General features: G+C 42.7%; 20 protein-coding genes and 1 tRNA gene. 8 read left to right on the top strand and 13 right to left on the bottom strand.

The features are described 5' to 3' along the window. Nucleotides 1–14 precede the first annotated feature (14 nt). Nucleotides 15–833: a MerR family transcriptional regulator gene (locus G7035_RS17585; RefSeq protein ID WP_019687998.1), complete on the top strand. Its 819-nt coding sequence runs from the start codon at nt 15–17 to the stop codon at nt 831–833. Nucleotides 834–1,227: 394 nt separating this feature from the next. Here the strand turns inward: G7035_RS17585 and G7035_RS17580 are convergent. Beyond that, a tRNA-Leu gene (locus tag G7035_RS17580) sits at nt 1,228–1,313 on the bottom strand. 248 nt (nt 1,314–1,561) lie between these two features. Here G7035_RS17580 and G7035_RS17575 point away from each other — a divergent pair. Then, nucleotides 1,562–1,720 (top strand): hypothetical protein, encoded by a 159-nt coding sequence (locus tag G7035_RS17575; protein WP_013311032.1) that lies wholly within the window; start codon nt 1,562–1,564, stop codon nt 1,718–1,720. 125 nt (nt 1,721–1,845) lie between these two features. After that, nucleotides 1,846–2,037 (top strand): hypothetical protein, encoded by a 192-nt coding sequence (locus G7035_RS17570; RefSeq protein ID WP_019687999.1) that lies wholly within the window; start codon nt 1,846–1,848, stop codon nt 2,035–2,037. Nucleotides 2,038–2,072: 35 nt separating this feature from the next. On the opposite strand, the gene G7035_RS17565 is transcribed toward G7035_RS17570, so the two are convergent. The 3 genes from G7035_RS17565 to G7035_RS17555 form a co-directional block, all read right to left on the bottom strand. Next, nucleotides 2,073–2,225: a hypothetical protein gene (locus G7035_RS17565; protein WP_019688000.1), complete on the bottom strand. Its 153-nt coding sequence runs from the start codon at nt 2,223–2,225 to the stop codon at nt 2,073–2,075. Between the two features lie 95 nt (nt 2,226–2,320). Then, complete coding sequence (locus G7035_RS17560; RefSeq protein ID WP_013371956.1) at nt 2,321–2,647, bottom strand: YnfA family protein; 327 nt, start codon at nt 2,645–2,647, stop codon at nt 2,321–2,323. 43 nt (nt 2,648–2,690) lie between these two features. After that, the gene (locus G7035_RS17555) at nt 2,691–2,873 is read right to left on the bottom strand and encodes a hypothetical protein (RefSeq protein ID WP_016821496.1); all 183 of its coding nucleotides are present in this window, start codon (nt 2,871–2,873) and stop codon (nt 2,691–2,693) included. 663 nt (nt 2,874–3,536) lie between these two features. Between G7035_RS17555 and G7035_RS17550 the strand changes: the two genes are divergently transcribed. Then, nucleotides 3,537–4,568 carry a glycosyl hydrolase gene (locus tag G7035_RS17550; protein ID WP_019688001.1) on the top strand — a complete coding sequence of 344 codons (1,032 nt, stop codon included), beginning with the start codon at nt 3,537–3,539 and terminating at the stop codon, nt 4,566–4,568. A gap of 70 nt (nt 4,569–4,638) precedes the next feature. Here G7035_RS17550 and G7035_RS17545 read toward each other — a convergent pair whose 3' ends face one another. From G7035_RS17545 to G7035_RS17520, 6 genes are all read right to left on the bottom strand, one after another. Then, a complete protein-coding gene (locus tag G7035_RS17545) occupies nt 4,639–4,854 on the bottom strand; it encodes a hypothetical protein (RefSeq protein WP_013371960.1) in 216 nt (71 codons plus the stop codon). Nucleotides 4,855–5,043: 189 nt separating this feature from the next. Next, a complete protein-coding gene (locus tag G7035_RS17540; protein WP_019688002.1) occupies nt 5,044–6,144 on the bottom strand; it encodes a glycerol dehydrogenase in 1,101 nt (366 codons plus the stop codon). 133 nt (nt 6,145–6,277) lie between these two features. After that, nucleotides 6,278–6,754, bottom strand: a complete 477-nt coding sequence (locus G7035_RS17535; protein WP_230681874.1) for a GNAT family N-acetyltransferase — start codon at nt 6,752–6,754, stop codon at nt 6,278–6,280. A 273-nt stretch (nt 6,755–7,027) separates the two neighbouring features. Continuing rightward, nucleotides 7,028–8,014: a ketoacyl-ACP synthase III gene (locus G7035_RS17530; RefSeq protein WP_017428103.1), complete on the bottom strand. Its 987-nt coding sequence runs from the start codon at nt 8,012–8,014 to the stop codon at nt 7,028–7,030. A gap of 31 nt (nt 8,015–8,045) precedes the next feature. Next, the gene (locus G7035_RS17525; RefSeq protein ID WP_013371964.1) at nt 8,046–8,396 is read right to left on the bottom strand and encodes a hypothetical protein; all 351 of its coding nucleotides are present in this window, start codon (nt 8,394–8,396) and stop codon (nt 8,046–8,048) included. A gap of 186 nt (nt 8,397–8,582) precedes the next feature. Then, complete coding sequence (locus G7035_RS17520; RefSeq protein WP_019688003.1) at nt 8,583–9,236, bottom strand: cell wall hydrolase; 654 nt, start codon at nt 9,234–9,236, stop codon at nt 8,583–8,585. Nucleotides 9,237–9,692: 456 nt separating this feature from the next. Here G7035_RS17520 and G7035_RS17515 point away from each other — a divergent pair, with 456 nt between their 5' ends. Beyond that, nucleotides 9,693–10,364 carry a cupin domain-containing protein gene (locus tag G7035_RS17515; RefSeq protein WP_019688004.1) on the top strand — a complete coding sequence of 224 codons (672 nt, stop codon included), beginning with the start codon at nt 9,693–9,695 and terminating at the stop codon, nt 10,362–10,364. A gap of 109 nt (nt 10,365–10,473) precedes the next feature. Then, nucleotides 10,474–10,701, top strand: a complete 228-nt coding sequence (locus G7035_RS17510; RefSeq protein WP_019688005.1) for an LSm family protein — start codon at nt 10,474–10,476, stop codon at nt 10,699–10,701. A gap of 186 nt (nt 10,702–10,887) precedes the next feature. On the opposite strand, the gene G7035_RS27700 is transcribed toward G7035_RS17510, so the two are convergent. Continuing rightward, on the bottom strand, nt 10,888–11,016 hold the full coding sequence (locus G7035_RS27700; RefSeq protein ID WP_016821506.1) for a hypothetical protein: 129 nt from the start codon (nt 11,014–11,016) through the stop codon (nt 10,888–10,890). Nucleotides 11,017–11,185: 169 nt separating this feature from the next. Between G7035_RS27700 and G7035_RS17505 the strand changes: the two genes are divergently transcribed. After that, nucleotides 11,186–11,452 (top strand): DUF2642 domain-containing protein, encoded by a 267-nt coding sequence (locus tag G7035_RS17505; protein ID WP_019688006.1) that lies wholly within the window; start codon nt 11,186–11,188, stop codon nt 11,450–11,452. 70 nt (nt 11,453–11,522) lie between these two features. Here the strand turns inward: G7035_RS17505 and G7035_RS17500 are convergent, their stop codons facing one another. Further along, nucleotides 11,523–13,067: a GH25 family lysozyme gene (locus tag G7035_RS17500; RefSeq protein ID WP_019688007.1), complete on the bottom strand. Its 1,545-nt coding sequence runs from the start codon at nt 13,065–13,067 to the stop codon at nt 11,523–11,525. A 235-nt stretch (nt 13,068–13,302) separates the two neighbouring features. Beyond that, a complete protein-coding gene (locus tag G7035_RS17495; RefSeq protein ID WP_019688008.1) occupies nt 13,303–14,328 on the bottom strand; it encodes a YeiH family protein in 1,026 nt (341 codons plus the stop codon). A 117-nt stretch (nt 14,329–14,445) separates the two neighbouring features. Between G7035_RS17495 and G7035_RS17490 the strand changes: the two genes are divergently transcribed. Then, nucleotides 14,446–15,333, top strand: a complete 888-nt coding sequence (locus tag G7035_RS17490) for a LysR family transcriptional regulator (protein ID WP_019688009.1) — start codon at nt 14,446–14,448, stop codon at nt 15,331–15,333. The last annotated feature ends 46 nt before the right edge of the window (nt 15,334–15,379 follow it).

Genomic DNA, 15,379 nt, shown 5'->3' with positions numbered 1-15,379 from the left:
GGAGGCACTCAAAAATGAATGAAAAGTACTTTACTCCGAGGGAATTTTCCGATCTATGTAAAGTTAATAAGCAGACATTACTCTATTACGATCAAATTGGCCTTTTTTCTCCGATTTACAAAAACGATAAAGGATATCGTTTTTATTCTATTCGTCAATTAGAATGGTTCAACGTGATTGAATTGTTAAAAGATCTTGGAATGTCACTCAAAGAAATCCAGCAGTATATGAAACACAAATCACCTGCCAGCTTTTTATCTTTAATGCACCAACAGAAAGAGAACATTGTTAAAAAAAGAAAAGAAATTGAAATGACGGAAAGGATCATTGACGCAAAAATAGAACTCATGGAAGAGGCATTGCGGTTAGATTTTCATCAGATTTCTCTTGAAGAACACGCAGAAGCAACACTTTATCTTAGTAAAAATATAAAAAATATTTCGGAAGAAGATTTTGTGAGAGTGGTTTCAGAATTTGTTGACGAATTATATGTATCATTTCTCGATACAGGATATCCTATTGGGGGTATTACAAAAAAAGAGCAAGTATTGAAGGGTGAATATACGAACTACAGTTATCTGTACATAAAGCAACCTAATCCTCGGGAGGACTATCCTTATTTGAAAACTAAGAAAGGATATTTTCTAACGGGCTACCATATTGGTGAAGAAAAGAGCATTCATGAAACCTATGATCGACTTTTTTCGGAAATGGATCGACTAAACTTATCTTTAGGAGATTATGTTTATGAAGAATATATATATGATGCCGTGGTAAAATACCGGGAAAAAGATTATATTACCAAAATTATGATGGAAGTCATATTAGAATAAGGGTAGGCTCCTACTTTACCTCAATCTCTCCTTCATCAGGCTACGAAAAATAATCCTCTAGCGGATATTAGTAACGAGGATAAGAAAGGCGTAAAGAGAACAGAAAAACTATTTTGAGGAAGAAGCAACCAAAGTTATTGATGCGTTAATCAAGAGCGACTCAGTCTGAAGACTTTACCTTTCCATAAAAAATGAAGCCTATGAGGTATGCAGATATGCATATAGAGGAAGTATCCACTCATGTCAAAGCTATGCGTAAATCCAAAAATTTGTCCCCAATCCGTCCCCAAAAGTGAAAATGGCACTCGCCCCTTATGATATGGGTTTTAGATCTCAACCCCTAAAAAAAGCAAAAAGCCCCTGATTATCAAGGGCTTCATGCAATAAACTAGGATGCCGAGGACCGGGATCGAACCGGTACGGTAGTCACCTACCGCAGGATTTTAAGTCCTGTGCGTCTGCCAATTCCGCCACCCCGGCAAGCATTTAGGAACGCTATTTTACACTTACTTGTTCTTGTCTTACAAGTATCTGAGAAGCTTACTTACTAAGAAGTGTTCTCGTTATGTAAATGTCGTTCATCTGGGCACCAACTTATAATACGATAATTTCATCAAAATGTAAAGGGGTTTTTAAAAAAAATATAAATTTTCTCTTTTTGTATAACTTGTGCACATTTGAACTACACTAATAAACGTCTTTCCAAACCACCAGAAGGGGTGTTACGAATGCGTGAAGGTATGATTCCAGCTGTTCTTGGGACGGTAGTATCGGCTTCAGGCGCTGTGTTGCTGAGCAGTAAGTACAAACTTGCAGCTACAGGCATTCTCGGTTTCGGACTGGCTCATGTTGTTCTGGGAGCGATTGATTTGATTGAGCATCGCTAGTTGTTTGGAAAGTACCGGGCGGGATTTATCCTTCCCGGTTTATTTTATAAGCGTTTAATATGGAGCATAAGCGTTTATGTAAAGTGTAGAACTGACCATGCCTAAGAAGGAGCGTGTAATGTGCTATGAAAAAACATAATTCCGAAAAAAAGAGTCTTACTGACGATCAAATCGAATATAAACAATCTCTGGATAAGCGTGAACCAGGATTTGATCGGATTCCTGACCCTGGTGCCGATTCACCTGCAGCTACCGATATGATTGATGAAGCCGTAGGCCGTGGAATAGACAAACTACGTAATGATTTTACAAAATAAAGCATGAATGATAAGTCACAGGTTTTTGTTAAGCATCACTTGAAGATAAGCATGATCCAACCAATAATTGAGATCCACAGCACAATGCTGATGAAGAGTCCACACAAGAGACCAAAAGAGAAATTACCTTCACTCTTCGGCATAGCACTGCCAAATTTCAATCTAAGCTTCATTTGATTCCAGTTCATAGAACCCCCTCCTTAAGTTCTATTTCGGAATATGAAGCTTATTTTTGTAGACCTATAGTCATGTTTTCAAAAATAAAAAAGGGGTTTTTGTCCTATCAACCTGAGCGCGGCAACAGAATTACAGCTATGCCTACTAAACAAATCAATCCACCAATGAAATCGTACAAGTCAGGTGTCTTTTTATCAATCCACCAGCCCCATGCAATGGAAAGAACAATAAAGACACCTCCGTATGCTGCATATACACGCCCAAAGGAGGAGAAAACCTGGAAGGTGGCAATGACTCCATAGACAGCTAAAATCACTCCGCCGCAAAGTCCGACATACCATGTCTTGCCTTCTCGCAGCCACTGCCAGATCAAATATCCACCTCCGATTTCGGCGATGCCAGCCAAAATAAAAAGTAAAGCTGCCTTTAACACTCCATTTCACATCCCTAATCTTTTTGACTTTTCAGTCATCTCATTAAAGTAATCGGCCTATAATAATAATCAATGCAATTACGCCAACCAGAATAAGCAGATTACTAACCTGACGCCAAAGGCTTGAAGCTCCCTCGGAGTGAAGCTTCCGCTGATTGGCATCAAAGTTTGCTTTGGTTCCCTCAGCATCTGCTGGACTAGAAAATGGTCTGTTTTCTTCATTCATATGAAAACCTCCTTTGCAATCCACTTTAATCATACCAAACTTTTCCGTCGATTTCGCGTTGCATTTATGCTTATACTTTACCGCCATTTCCAAACGGAGCTTCATATGTACGTAGTGTACAAACCATATGTCGATATTTCACTGAATATAAAGTATGATGGCGAATCAAGGTAGAGTGGGTATTTAGACGCCTTTCATTGCAGGACGGTAGTTATGGTATAATTTAGTCAACTTGTTCAAGATCATAACCAGAGCACAACAGTTACTCACCCTGTCCTAAAACTTGCATCTAAGAATCCACATCTGCGGTTACAACCTGCATATTCTGTTTGTAGACCTAGGAGGAGGATACGGATGTCCCCTATTTTTATAGCTAGTTTAATGATAATGGGTATATTTTTATTTCAGGCAGCCATCATTTTGGGCATCATACATTGGGTTTCTAAACGTACCAAGCGTCCAGCACAAACCAAAATGTACCTTATAGTGGGTTTGCTTGTTTTTATATCAGGCTTCCTTGTGTGGGACAATTGGATACAATCGCAGGAACTCAATGGGTGGACTATGATTAGTCTGATAATGATCATGATTAGCGCCTACATACAACTTAGAAAACACAAAGAAAAACACTAATCCCATTACCAGCATCAAAGGAGGAGCGCCATGAAATCTCACTCAACACGCTTTTGGTTACAGAGGGTGCTACTGCTAATGCTTGTTTTACTCTTTAGCGGCTCTCAACAATCGTTCATTGTTGCCGATGCCGCCCCGCCAATTAATGCTCATGCCTCTGCCAAAGCCAGGCAATTACTTGCCTATTTAACTAATGTACCGGATGGTATGCTAATTTCTGGACAGCATGATTATTTAGAGGCACCGGATGAACAAAATAACAAGCTGCAACAAATCAGCGGACAATACGCAGGACTTCACGGCTATGAGTTTGGTGGGTTGGCTAATCAGTCCCGTACTGCTTTACGAGAGCAACGTCAGCGCGTTGTGAATAGTGCTATTGAATGGAGCCAGGACGGCGGAATCGTAGCTATCACCTTTCATCAGGCGTTACCGGGCAAGCCAAAAACGTGGAAAAACGTACAAGCAAAAATTACTCAAGCTGAATTTAATCGTTACATCACGCCGGGTACCCCGCAATATAAGCAGCTCATCACTGATTTGGACGAGGCGGCTCTGTCCCTTAAGACCTTACGGGATGCGGATGTGCCAGTTTTATGGAGACCCTATCATGAAATGAACGGCAACTGGTTTTGGTGGGGGAACAAACAAAATTACGCTAAGCTGTGGGATCTAATGTATGATCGGTTCGTACATGTCCATCATTTAGATAACCTATTGTGGGTCTGGAGTCCCAATGCCCCGAACGCATACAGCACGCCCTATAATCTGTCCTTTCCAGGCATTAACCGGGTAGATGTGCTTGCAGCCGATATCTATAATAATGATTACAAATCCTCCTACTACACTGAATTGCTAAAGCTTGCACAAGGCAAGCCTATGGGAATCGGAGAAAGCGATATTCTGCCAAGTGCGAAGGTGCTACAGAATCAGCCAGCCTGGGCCTATGCCATGACATGGGGAAAGGAACTGTCGGCAACCAATTCGCAGGCAGCCATCAGACATTTTATGAACCAAAATAATATTATCACCCGAGATCTTCTTCATGAGTCCCTCCGCTGAAAGAAAAAAGCTTGTACTTTGCTCCTAGAGCGAAATACAAGCTTTTTTCATACCCAGTCAAATGAACTCTCTAACTATTTCTGATTACCTCTTCAAGATCAAGATCGGCATACGCCTCTTCACCAAGATGTACGGATACAATGGTGTAGATCCGCTTGGTTAATCTAGACATCAGCCGATCACCTGGTGCTACGGAATATTCTTCCCGAAAATCCCCAATCTTGTGAAAACCGCTGGACATATGGATGTACAAGTTGCCCCTACGTGTTTTACCATGTACCAACATCAAATCTCCTCCTGCTGTGTGACCAACCTAATTTCCCTGTTATATCTATATCGGTCAGGACAAGATAGGATATAAGTCCCTGGTCCCTTCTTTCGTTTCACTCGTTAGTGCACATAAACGAAACGGGCCTGTCAGTGGTATGACAGACCCGTCTTTGTAAAATTCACTTTTCGAATTAGAAAAAAACTATTATTGATAGGATTCTGCAATCGCATTGGCTGCGATGATTGCATTATACACATCATCAGGACTAACCGGGAACGGCATGTTGATCATCGTATCATTTGCTGCACAAGCAGCTTCAGCCACCTGGCGCCATTCAGCCTCAACAAATTCCTCTACACCCAGGTCACGAAGCGTTAATGGAAGACCTACATCCTTAACCAGCTTAATCACGGTCTCCAGCTCTTCTTTTGGTGCGTTTTCCAGCACCAGCTGAGTTAACAAGCCGAAAGTAACTTTCTCACCATGCTGTGCTTTGTGAAGCGAAGGAACAGCCGTCATGCCATTATGAATGGCATGTGCCGCTGCCAATCCACCTGATTCTGCTCCGACACCACTCAGATAAATAGTCGCTTCAATCGTATCCTCAACCGCACGAGTATACACTTTACGATCCACCGCGCGTTTGGCCTTCACAGCATTTTCCAGTAGTGTATCATAACAAAGGCGAGCCAGTCCCAGACCTGTAGTGGAAGGCTTGTTCAGCACCAGATTGTCCCCATTGGCCTGATAGCAGGCACGAGCTTCAAAATAAGTGGCCAGTGCATCACCGATTCCTGCTGCAAAGAAACGTGCAGGCGCCGCTGCCAAAATACCTGTATCCGCAAGTACTACATCTGGATTCGTAGGCAGGAACAAATATTCGTCAAAAGAGCCATCCTTCTTGTAAATAACCGCAAGCGCGGTACAAGGAGCATCTGTAGAAGCAATCGTTGGAAAAATAACAACAGGCAGCTTTTCATAATATGCTGTTGCCTTGGCGGTATCCAGCGTTTTTCCCCCGCCAATCCCTATAATGATGTTCGAACCATGTTTGCGTACTAATTCACGGTTACGATCAATCTCTTCTTTTGTACATTCATATTGGAATTTCTCAAAGACCACCTGGTTACCAGCTGCTTCAATCGAAGCACCTGCCTCCTTTTGGGCTCTTTCAAGGATAAACTCATCGCAAATAACATAAGCCTTATCGCCATAATCCTTGATGTAGTCATTTAACGACGAGAGTAGATTTTGTCCAGAAATAAATTTCTTGGGTGAAGTAACGGACCTTACAACGTTTGCCATGTAAATTCCTCCTCAGCTTTGACTCATACTCAAATTAATAATGATTTGGGCATGTGACCCCTTAACTATAAACCTCTTTTAACATTATTAAAAGGCTTATTATGGAATATTTTATGAACAAATTGTGTATCTATTATTCTTGAAGAGTCGAAATCCATTCAGAGTACAGGATGCCCATCATAATACGATCATAGCTGTTGCCATCACGGAGAACAGCGGAACGAACTCTACCCTCCAGCTGGAACCCTGCCTTTTCATAGGTACGGATCGCTTGTGTATTGTACTCAATCACATCCAAGCCGACCCGATTAAGATTCAGCTCATAAAATGCATAACGAAGAATGAGACGTATAGCTTCCGCTCCAAAACCCTTGCCACGGTAGTCTGTATTACCTATACCTACTGCCAGCTGCCCGCAGCGATTATTCCACTCAATCCCATGAATAGCAACAAATCCGATCAAGACATCGTCTGCCAATGTTCTTAACCGAAAATAGATCTCGTTAGAGCTAGGAGATCCTTCCGATTCCATCTGTTTCAACGTGTAGGGGAGTGCCAAATCCGTATCTACATTTCGCAAATACTTCGCATCCTCACCCCATTTGAACATCAGTTCAGCATCTTCTTCCCTGACTGCGGCCAGTTTTATTCGTTCCCCGTAAAACAAATTTTTGATTTTAATAACCCTTCAGCTCCTATTATGAATTGTGTACGATGTTTTCCGTCATCATTGTCATGTTATCCAATGTCCGCAATATGAGCTCTCCCTTATGAATTCAATGTTTAAATTTTACAAAATAATCACCCCTAACACAACCAAATCATTACAATTATCATGGTGGGAAATACAAAAAGACCTTGCAGCTGCAAGGTCTTCGTATTCCTAATATTTGAACAACATAGCAACCAGTTGATATCCAGCTCCGATCGTCCAGAATAGCACATGATCGCCACGCCGGATACGACCTGATCCAATACCTTCATATAGAGCAATGAACGGGCTGCTGGTACCTGTATAACCATAACGATCACCCACATAAATCATCTGATCATCCTCTAGCTCCAAATGATCCTGGATCTTCAACACATTGGCCAATGAAAACTGCGACAGACAATAAGCCCGCACATCCTGAGGCGTCAGCCCATTCTTTTTTATAATGCGTTCAAGCAGCTCGAATGTTGGAGGCAGGGCCATATTGGCGTCGAACGGAAGCCACTGAATATATTTTCCGGGCGCGTTCCTTTGGAGTGTCGCCGCTAACCCCTGAGCCGGGTACAAAATTTTATCTATATTGACGGGGTCCGTAAAATACAGGGAATCTATGAATCCAGTTTCCTCTTCAGTACGCTCCAAAATAACTGCGCACGCAGCATCCCCATAGTTCGCATAAGTAATCTCATCCGCAGGATCGGAAATGAGCGAATTATAATCTGAGCCGATAATAAGCGCTGTCCGCACATCGGGATTAGATAACATCGACCGACTGGCTTGATCGACAGCTACTGTCATCCCTGCACAATTCGCATTGGAATCCATCACTACCACATCATGTCTGGCCCCAATCGCCTGGTGAACAAACAAGGCATTCATCGGAAACAGCGACTCAGGAACTTGAGTGGAGAACACGATCATATCCACATCACGACCTGTCATACCAGCTTGCTCCAATGCTTTTTGCGCAGCTGCTATCCCCATAGTTAGACCGTTTTCGTTGGGGTCATCAATGATATAGCGGTGTTTTCTTCCCATATGCTCCATGAAGCGTCGAATATCTTTTCCCCGCTCGTCAAAATGGCGAATATAATATTCGTTATTCAACGAGTGGGACGGATGATACACTCCCAGTGCTTTTATTCTGATATGGCTCATCAGGTTTCCCCCTTACTCATACGTCAGCGCATTATTGTACTACAATATCTACGTTGTTTAATCCTGCTTCACGTGCTACGCGACCAAGCTGCATTTTAATAATCGTTTGCTGGAGGCTGATAACAAAAATTATTTTGGCAAATCCAGTTTCTTTATAACGTGCAAAAGAACCCTTCAGTTTCTCTACTTCACCTGGTCCCAAAAGTGCCATTTGGGTGCAATCTACCCTGAGTGTAAAGTTCGATGCCTGAATAGATGAAGTTTTGGCGATATAATCCTTTACAAAGCTGTCATACTCCTCTTGGCTAAAAACTCCATTCACTGCCATATGTACCGTTTTAATGACTTGATCCACTTCGATGGTATAAGGATGTTGACTCATTTTAGAAAGACTCCTTTGATTTCATTTTTTGTCTATTAAGAGTATCGGAATAATAGGTAGAATTTTTAATATAAAACGAGATACATCCCCCCTAATATATTACAAATTTGTGAATACACAAAAAGCCGTCACCACTTCTAGAAGAAGCTACTGACGGCTGAAAAAATTACAAATGCTCATATGGAATTAATTCGTAAATGTATGACGACCAAGTGAGATGACAGCCGGACGGCTTTTACTCCATTTGGCTGTGGCAATCGCTGGGTTGTAATAAAACAAGGACCCATTGGTCGGATCAGCCCCATTAAGTGCCTGTCTGGCTGCTCGGTACGCAGTCTTGTTGGGCTTCAGGCGGTATTGACCATCCTGTACAGCGGTGAATTGACCCGGCTGTAAAATAACGTCGGGAATCGAGCTTGGAAACTCGCCGGACTGCACACGGTTTAATACGACAGCGCCAACAGCTACTTGTCCTTCAAACGATTCCCCACGCGCCTCGGAATAAATGATCCGTGCCAGTTGATCCAACGCGGTTACGCGGACCTTTCCGAACGAATCCAGCTTGGCCTGTGTTGCCGCTCCCGCTATACCATCAGGCGTCAGACCGTTATCCCGCTGAAAACGAGCCACCGCTTTGCTGGTCAAAGAGCCATAGTATCCCGTAAAACCAGCTTTGAAGTAACCGAGTGAATGAAGCTGCTGTTGAAGCTCCAGCACCCGTTCGCTTTGAATCCCTTTCTTTAAAGCTGACGATTGTGCCTGTGCTTGTCCTGGTGCGACTGATAATACAGTAGCTAACATGCATGCGCAGGACAGGATTAAAATAGATAATTTTTTCATATTCCAGACAACCTCCTCTTTCATGTTCTGTCCGGTGCAACCATTCCGGCCTGTACAACTCAGGGACGTTTATCCGATGATGCTTCTTTTGCCATAACTTATGACTAGCTGCGGAAATGACGCGTGGCTATATATGGAATCGGATATTGATGCATTCACACGTCCGTTGCAGTATACCACAAGCCGCATTTACGTATCATCCGGCTCTGGTCCTAAGAATAACTAAGCTAATAAAACACCATTCCTAAGGGGCTGACGTGTATGAGAGGGCAATAGACCACATTTCGACTACACTTGAATACGTGACTTTTTTCGCTATTTTTCGATTCAATCTACCCAGGACCTGAATCTGACATTTGCTTTTTCAAACCACATTTTGTGCACATAAATATAGGCGAATGCATAGGGTAGCGTACGATCATTCATTTCGAGTAACAGAAAGGCAGGAAAGGACACGTGAATTCATATATGGATTACACCTCTCCCACTGTACAGTTCACCTATGTTTTAAGCGACAATATTTTGTTTCAGAAAGATGCTCAGAACTCAATCAACGAGCTGTCGATCCAGCAGCTGAATACATTAGCAAATGTATCGCTACTGGATATCCGTCTCAGCACTGCTAATGTTGTAGAGCCTCACTACCATCAAAATGCCACAGAACTAATATACTGTATTTCTGGAGCAGTGACCGTGTCACTGCTTAATCCCTTTACCCGCGAGTTACGACATTTTCCGATTACACCTGGACAGGTGGCTAACGTCCCTCAGGGATGGTGGCATTATCTAGTCGCCACGGTGGACAACACTCACTTGTTGGCGATTTTTAACGCTCCAGTCCCTGAATTCATTTTAGGCTCCGATGTTTTGCGGCTAACGCCGAGTAACATTATGGCTCATACTTACTGCCTGGATGAGAAAAAGGTTCAGGAAGCGCTCGCCCCTATTAAAAAACCTGTCATCATCGGTCCTCCCAATGACTGCAAGCAGCAGCCACCTCGAAAACCAGGGATTTATGTAAGGCTAAACGATACTTCATCACATCGTCAGATCGCCCCCCAAAGAGGTTATACCTATACTCATGAATACCCTGGCTTTTCCTTTAATCCCTATCAAGAGCAAGATTAACCTTAGTCAGATCTTAAGTACGACGGAATCCCCCTTCCCTGTATGTTCGCCGTTACCATAAGGCTTTCTCTCTCATAAAATGCCAATGTGTATAAGAGGGGGTGATGGAATGGACGCTTACTACAACTGTTTGAACTGTATGAATAAAAGGGTGCGTATTCTCACCATTGATGGAAAACAGTACGAAGGAACCATTACGGATGTGGATCGTAAAAATGTGTACTTAAAAACCGAGCGGAACGGACGTGTACAAACGTCTGCCTTTTATCCTTACGGGTATGGTGATCAAATCTTAACTTTGAGCCTATTTACCCTATTAGCGATTGCTTTAATTTAATCCTCATCCATCTCCCGTTTCGGCTTATTGATGCCAAACACCTCATTTGACAGCTACCCAGCCCCGCACAGTTGTGTTGGGCTTGTGCGCTGTTATTTGGGGTGTTTTATCATACAATCCATTCTCTAAAACACTTAACCCCCCACCGGTAATATACCAATGGGGGGTTAAGCTACTCAATTGAATTTAGATCCAAAAAGACTTTGTAATGATAACGAGCAGAATGAACAATACCAGAATAGCTCCTGTCGATGTCCAAACGCCTGGGTAGCCCCCTACCGAACCGCCACCGCAACCTCTTTCACATTCACTCATGGATCATTGCCTCCTTTAATTCAAGGTACAACATAGCTTATGTATGGAGCTTTCCTATGGACCGGGCTTTTTGGCAATGTTATGAATATTTTCACGGATGGGCATTAGCCTACACCTTTCCTAGGCAGGAGCATAGGATATCACAACTAATCCTGAAGGAGTGAAGCAATTGAATTCAAATCAAATGTTTAATTATAATGTTAACCAACCTTTTCCTCACCCTCCTACCTCCCACCATGTCGTGGTACACCCCGTAGATCCATATGTCGTAGAGACATTAAAATCAATGATCGGCAAGTACGTTGTACTTGAAACAACACGTGGCAGAATTGATGGATGTGTAGTAGATAGTAAGCCTGACCATGTCATCTTGGATGTATACGGAAAAAAATTCTTTGTTCGAATCAGCGAAATCGTTTGGATCATGCCCAACTAAACAAATCAGACATTAAAAATCCTCGCAGATCCTATCCGGATTCGCGAGGATTAACCATGACATGAACCTTCTAATCAAGCGAGCCTGCCAATGAAGCACGAAGTTCATCTATCGTTCCATTGTACTCATCTAGATCGACTTGGCCGCTAATACCTGGAACACTGCCTGTGCTACTGTATTGCCAAGCCCACCAGCTATTCCAAGCTGGAACTGCGGTCGGCTTTTGCGTAGTGCTGTATCGCGCTACCCACAATTTATACATAGAAAACGTAGGATCAAACTTGGAAGCAAAGACATTTCCCGTGTATACGATCGGCTCACGTCCGGTAAGCTTCTCCATTTCATCCAAAAATGCATGAGCCACTTCACTGATCTGTGCGGAAGTAAGACCTTTAGGATTATTTTCATAATCCATCACAGGGGGCAGATCCAGCCTTCCTCCTGCTGAATCTAGAGCCCTGGCGAAATTAGCTGCTTCCTGGCGAGCTCCATCTACGGTAGTTGCGTTTAAAAAGTGATAAGCGCCAACCAGGATGTTAGCATCTCTGGCCCCCTGAACATTTGCAAAAAATTGATTATCTTGATACTTGGTGCCCTCTGTAGCTTTAATAAAAGCAAATGTCTTGCCTGCTGCCGCCACCTGCTGCCAATCAATATTGCCATTATGGTGCGAGACGTCAATCCCCTGCGCGTGTCCGTCAGAAGAAATCGTAGGCTCAACAGGTATAGTAGATATAACAGTATCGGTAGATGCTGACTCCTCCGAAGCCTGATCCAACGCTATGACAACTTTACCATCATCTGCATTAATAAGATGAAAGGGTGTGCTGTGATCAAGATCAACCACAATACGTGCCGAGGCTGGGTTTGTGCTAAACATGGAGTATCTTACCTTGGAAGCATCTAGATCTTCTGTGACTAGAAAGCTTCCTTGTCCACCATTGTTAATCGATTGCGAAGCTGGAAATTCCTCGCCAAACTTCGAATCAGGTATATCTATAACAATACGATCTGGTTGAGTCAATGTGGTTACTTTGGGGCTTACCTTTCCATCCACCGTTATCATCAATTCGTGATTGTTGAAGTTAATTTGGTGTATAGCTGTACGCTCACTCTCTGTAGCATCACTTGCAGCTTGAGTAGCAGAGTGATCACGGGTGGTCACGCTGTTTCCGCTTGAAGCAGACGGAGTCGTCAAAAATACGGTTTTAAGTTCGTTGTTCCAGACCACTTCAACTCCTGTCTGTTCAGATACAAAACGAAGTGGAACATAAGTCGTCCCCCCGTCCAGCAAAGGAGCTACAGCCAGCCCCATCGGTTGATCATTAACTGAGGCAATGGGATTGTTGACCTGAAGGCTCAGGTTGAGATTTTGTTTATGTATAGTTATGGTACCTGTCTTGGATTCCCAATTCACACGATAACCCAATTCCTCTACAATAAGACGGAGTGGAACCAGCACATTGCCCTTTACTTCCTGAATCTGCGCACCCTTGCTGACACTTATATCTTTACCGTCCAGCTGAATATGTGAATTTGAAGACGCAGCGTGACTTTCTCCTGGAAATGCTAATAGAAACAGAAACAAAAAAGCAAATAAACTAATTTTCTTCATATGTACCCTACCAATCTCTAATTTTTCACTATGAAAATTTTACATTTTATGCACCTCTGAAGCCTCCATTTTGATAGACGCGACTCCTATGTAAAAAGTTACGATTCATTCATTATATATTTCAGCCTTGTAATACGAAAGCACTAAAAAGCTCCGCCAGCTATACGCAAGCAGAGCTCTTTCCAGTTTATTAATCTCATTTGCTACAATCTCATCACAAGCACATACTTCCAATTTATACAGTTACAAACGTTAGCCCTACAAGAATGATCGAAGTAACAGACAGTACAAGTAAGGGCAGCATTGCTTTCTCTCTTAAAGTCTTAAAGCTCACATTCAGCCCCATGCCTACCATAGCCATCGTTAACATAAAGGTAGTAAGCTGAGAAAGTTCGTTCATTAGATTAGGTGGAACTAAAATATATTTTCCAAAAACATAACTTCCCAAAATACTTGCCGCAATAAAGCCAATGAGGAACCAAGGGAACTCCACTTTAGTACCTGTACGAATCTTTCCGGTTCGTTTCATCCAATACATTAAAATAAAGCTAAGCGGTATGAGTAAGAAGACACGCCCCAGTTTGGCTAATAAACCCATGGCAAGAGCATCCTGTCCGGCAGGCGCTGCTGCTAAGGCCACATGTGCAATTTCATGTAAGCTGATGCCCGACCAGATTCCATATTGCATATCCGTCAGAGGAAGCCAAGGTCGAAGTACTGTAAACAAAATAGCAAATACCGTTCCGACCAAGGCAATGAGTCCAACTCCTATGGCTGTATCCTCATCGTCGGACTTTAACAAGGGAGATACAGCTGCTATTGCTGCTGCACCGCAAACTCCTGTTCCAATCCCTAGAAGTAGAGAAAGCGAAGCATCTGCCTTACATCGTTTGGCCAGCCAAACCGTAAAAAAAATGGCGAACACCACAGTGCCTACATCACGTAAAAGCAACCCCAGCCCCTGATGAATAACAACATCCATATTCAGCTTCAGTCCATACAACACAATAGCTCCGCGCAGTATTTTCTTAGCTGAAAATTCAATTCCTGAGCGTACAGCTTCAGGATATCCCCACAACTGTCGGTATAGTATAGCGAGAAACATCGCACAGGCCAATGGACCTACATAATGAAAGCCTGGTACTTCATTCAGGACGTATCCCGCCAGTGCGAAGATCATCGTTAGCACAATGCCGAATAAAAACCGAAACAATCGACCTTTGTTCAATAAAAGTTTGCTGTGTTTAATATGACTTTTCATGCTGATTCCCTCCAATTCTACATGCATACAGCTTAATATGTATTTTGTCATAAGAAAAATAAATCATTACAATAATGATAATAAGTAAATAGCATGATTAAATTGGAGGAATAAGCTTTGGATCAATCTTTAATCGTTTTTGTTAAGGTTGCGGAGAAACAAAACTTCACACGAGCTGCTGAGGCACTACATATGACCCAACCTGGGGTAAGTCAATATATTCAAACATTGGAACGCAGTGTAGGAACCCGGCTCTTGGAGCGAAGTAATAAATATGTGCGTTTAACTAAAGCAGGTGAAATTGTGTATCATCATGCCCAGGAGATTATCCGACTCCATACACGTATGCAGTACTTGGTGGATGAGCTAATGCATACGGCAAAGGGTAACCTGTCTATTGGTGCAAGCTACACGTATGGTGAATATGTATTACCACATGTAATTGCGCAAATGAGAATTCAGTACCCACTCATTCAGCCTTCCATTACCATCGGCAATACATTGGAAATTGAAAAGCTCGTGATCCATAATCAACTGGATGTGGGCATTATCGAAGGAGAATTTCAGCATGACCATTTGCACATTGAATCCTTCGCCGATGATGAAATGGTTATTGTCGTTCCGCAAAATCATCGTTTGGCCGGTAAATCTCAAGTGGATATAAATGAGCTGCATGAGGACATCTGGATTCTGCGGGAAGAAGGCTCTGGAACCCGGGAGGCGGCTGAAAAGATGTTTGCACAGCTTCGATTTTATCCTTCTCATATGATGAATTTTGGCAGTACACAGATCATCAAAGAGTCGGTAGAAGCGGGCTTGGGGATTTCTTTGCTGTCCCAATGGGTAATTCAAAAGGAACTTGCTTTGGGAACATTAGAAGTATTGGATATTCTCAATCTCCCGTTCATTCGGAAATTTTCTTTTCTGACCCCTTCTGCAATATTTGAGACGAAAGCAACCACTGCTTTTTTGGAGATTTTGCGAGATTATAATGTGAAAAGGTAATGTGCAGAAAAAAAGCACCGATTAAGGTGCTTGCAATATAGTCAGT

Origin of the sequence: Paenibacillus polymyxa (assembly GCF_015710975.1) — a bacterium.
Taxonomy (GTDB): domain Bacteria; phylum Bacillota; class Bacilli; order Paenibacillales; family Paenibacillaceae; genus Paenibacillus; species Paenibacillus polymyxa.
Note: the sequence above shows the minus strand (reverse complement) of the source record. Positions and strands in the feature narration are given on the sequence as shown.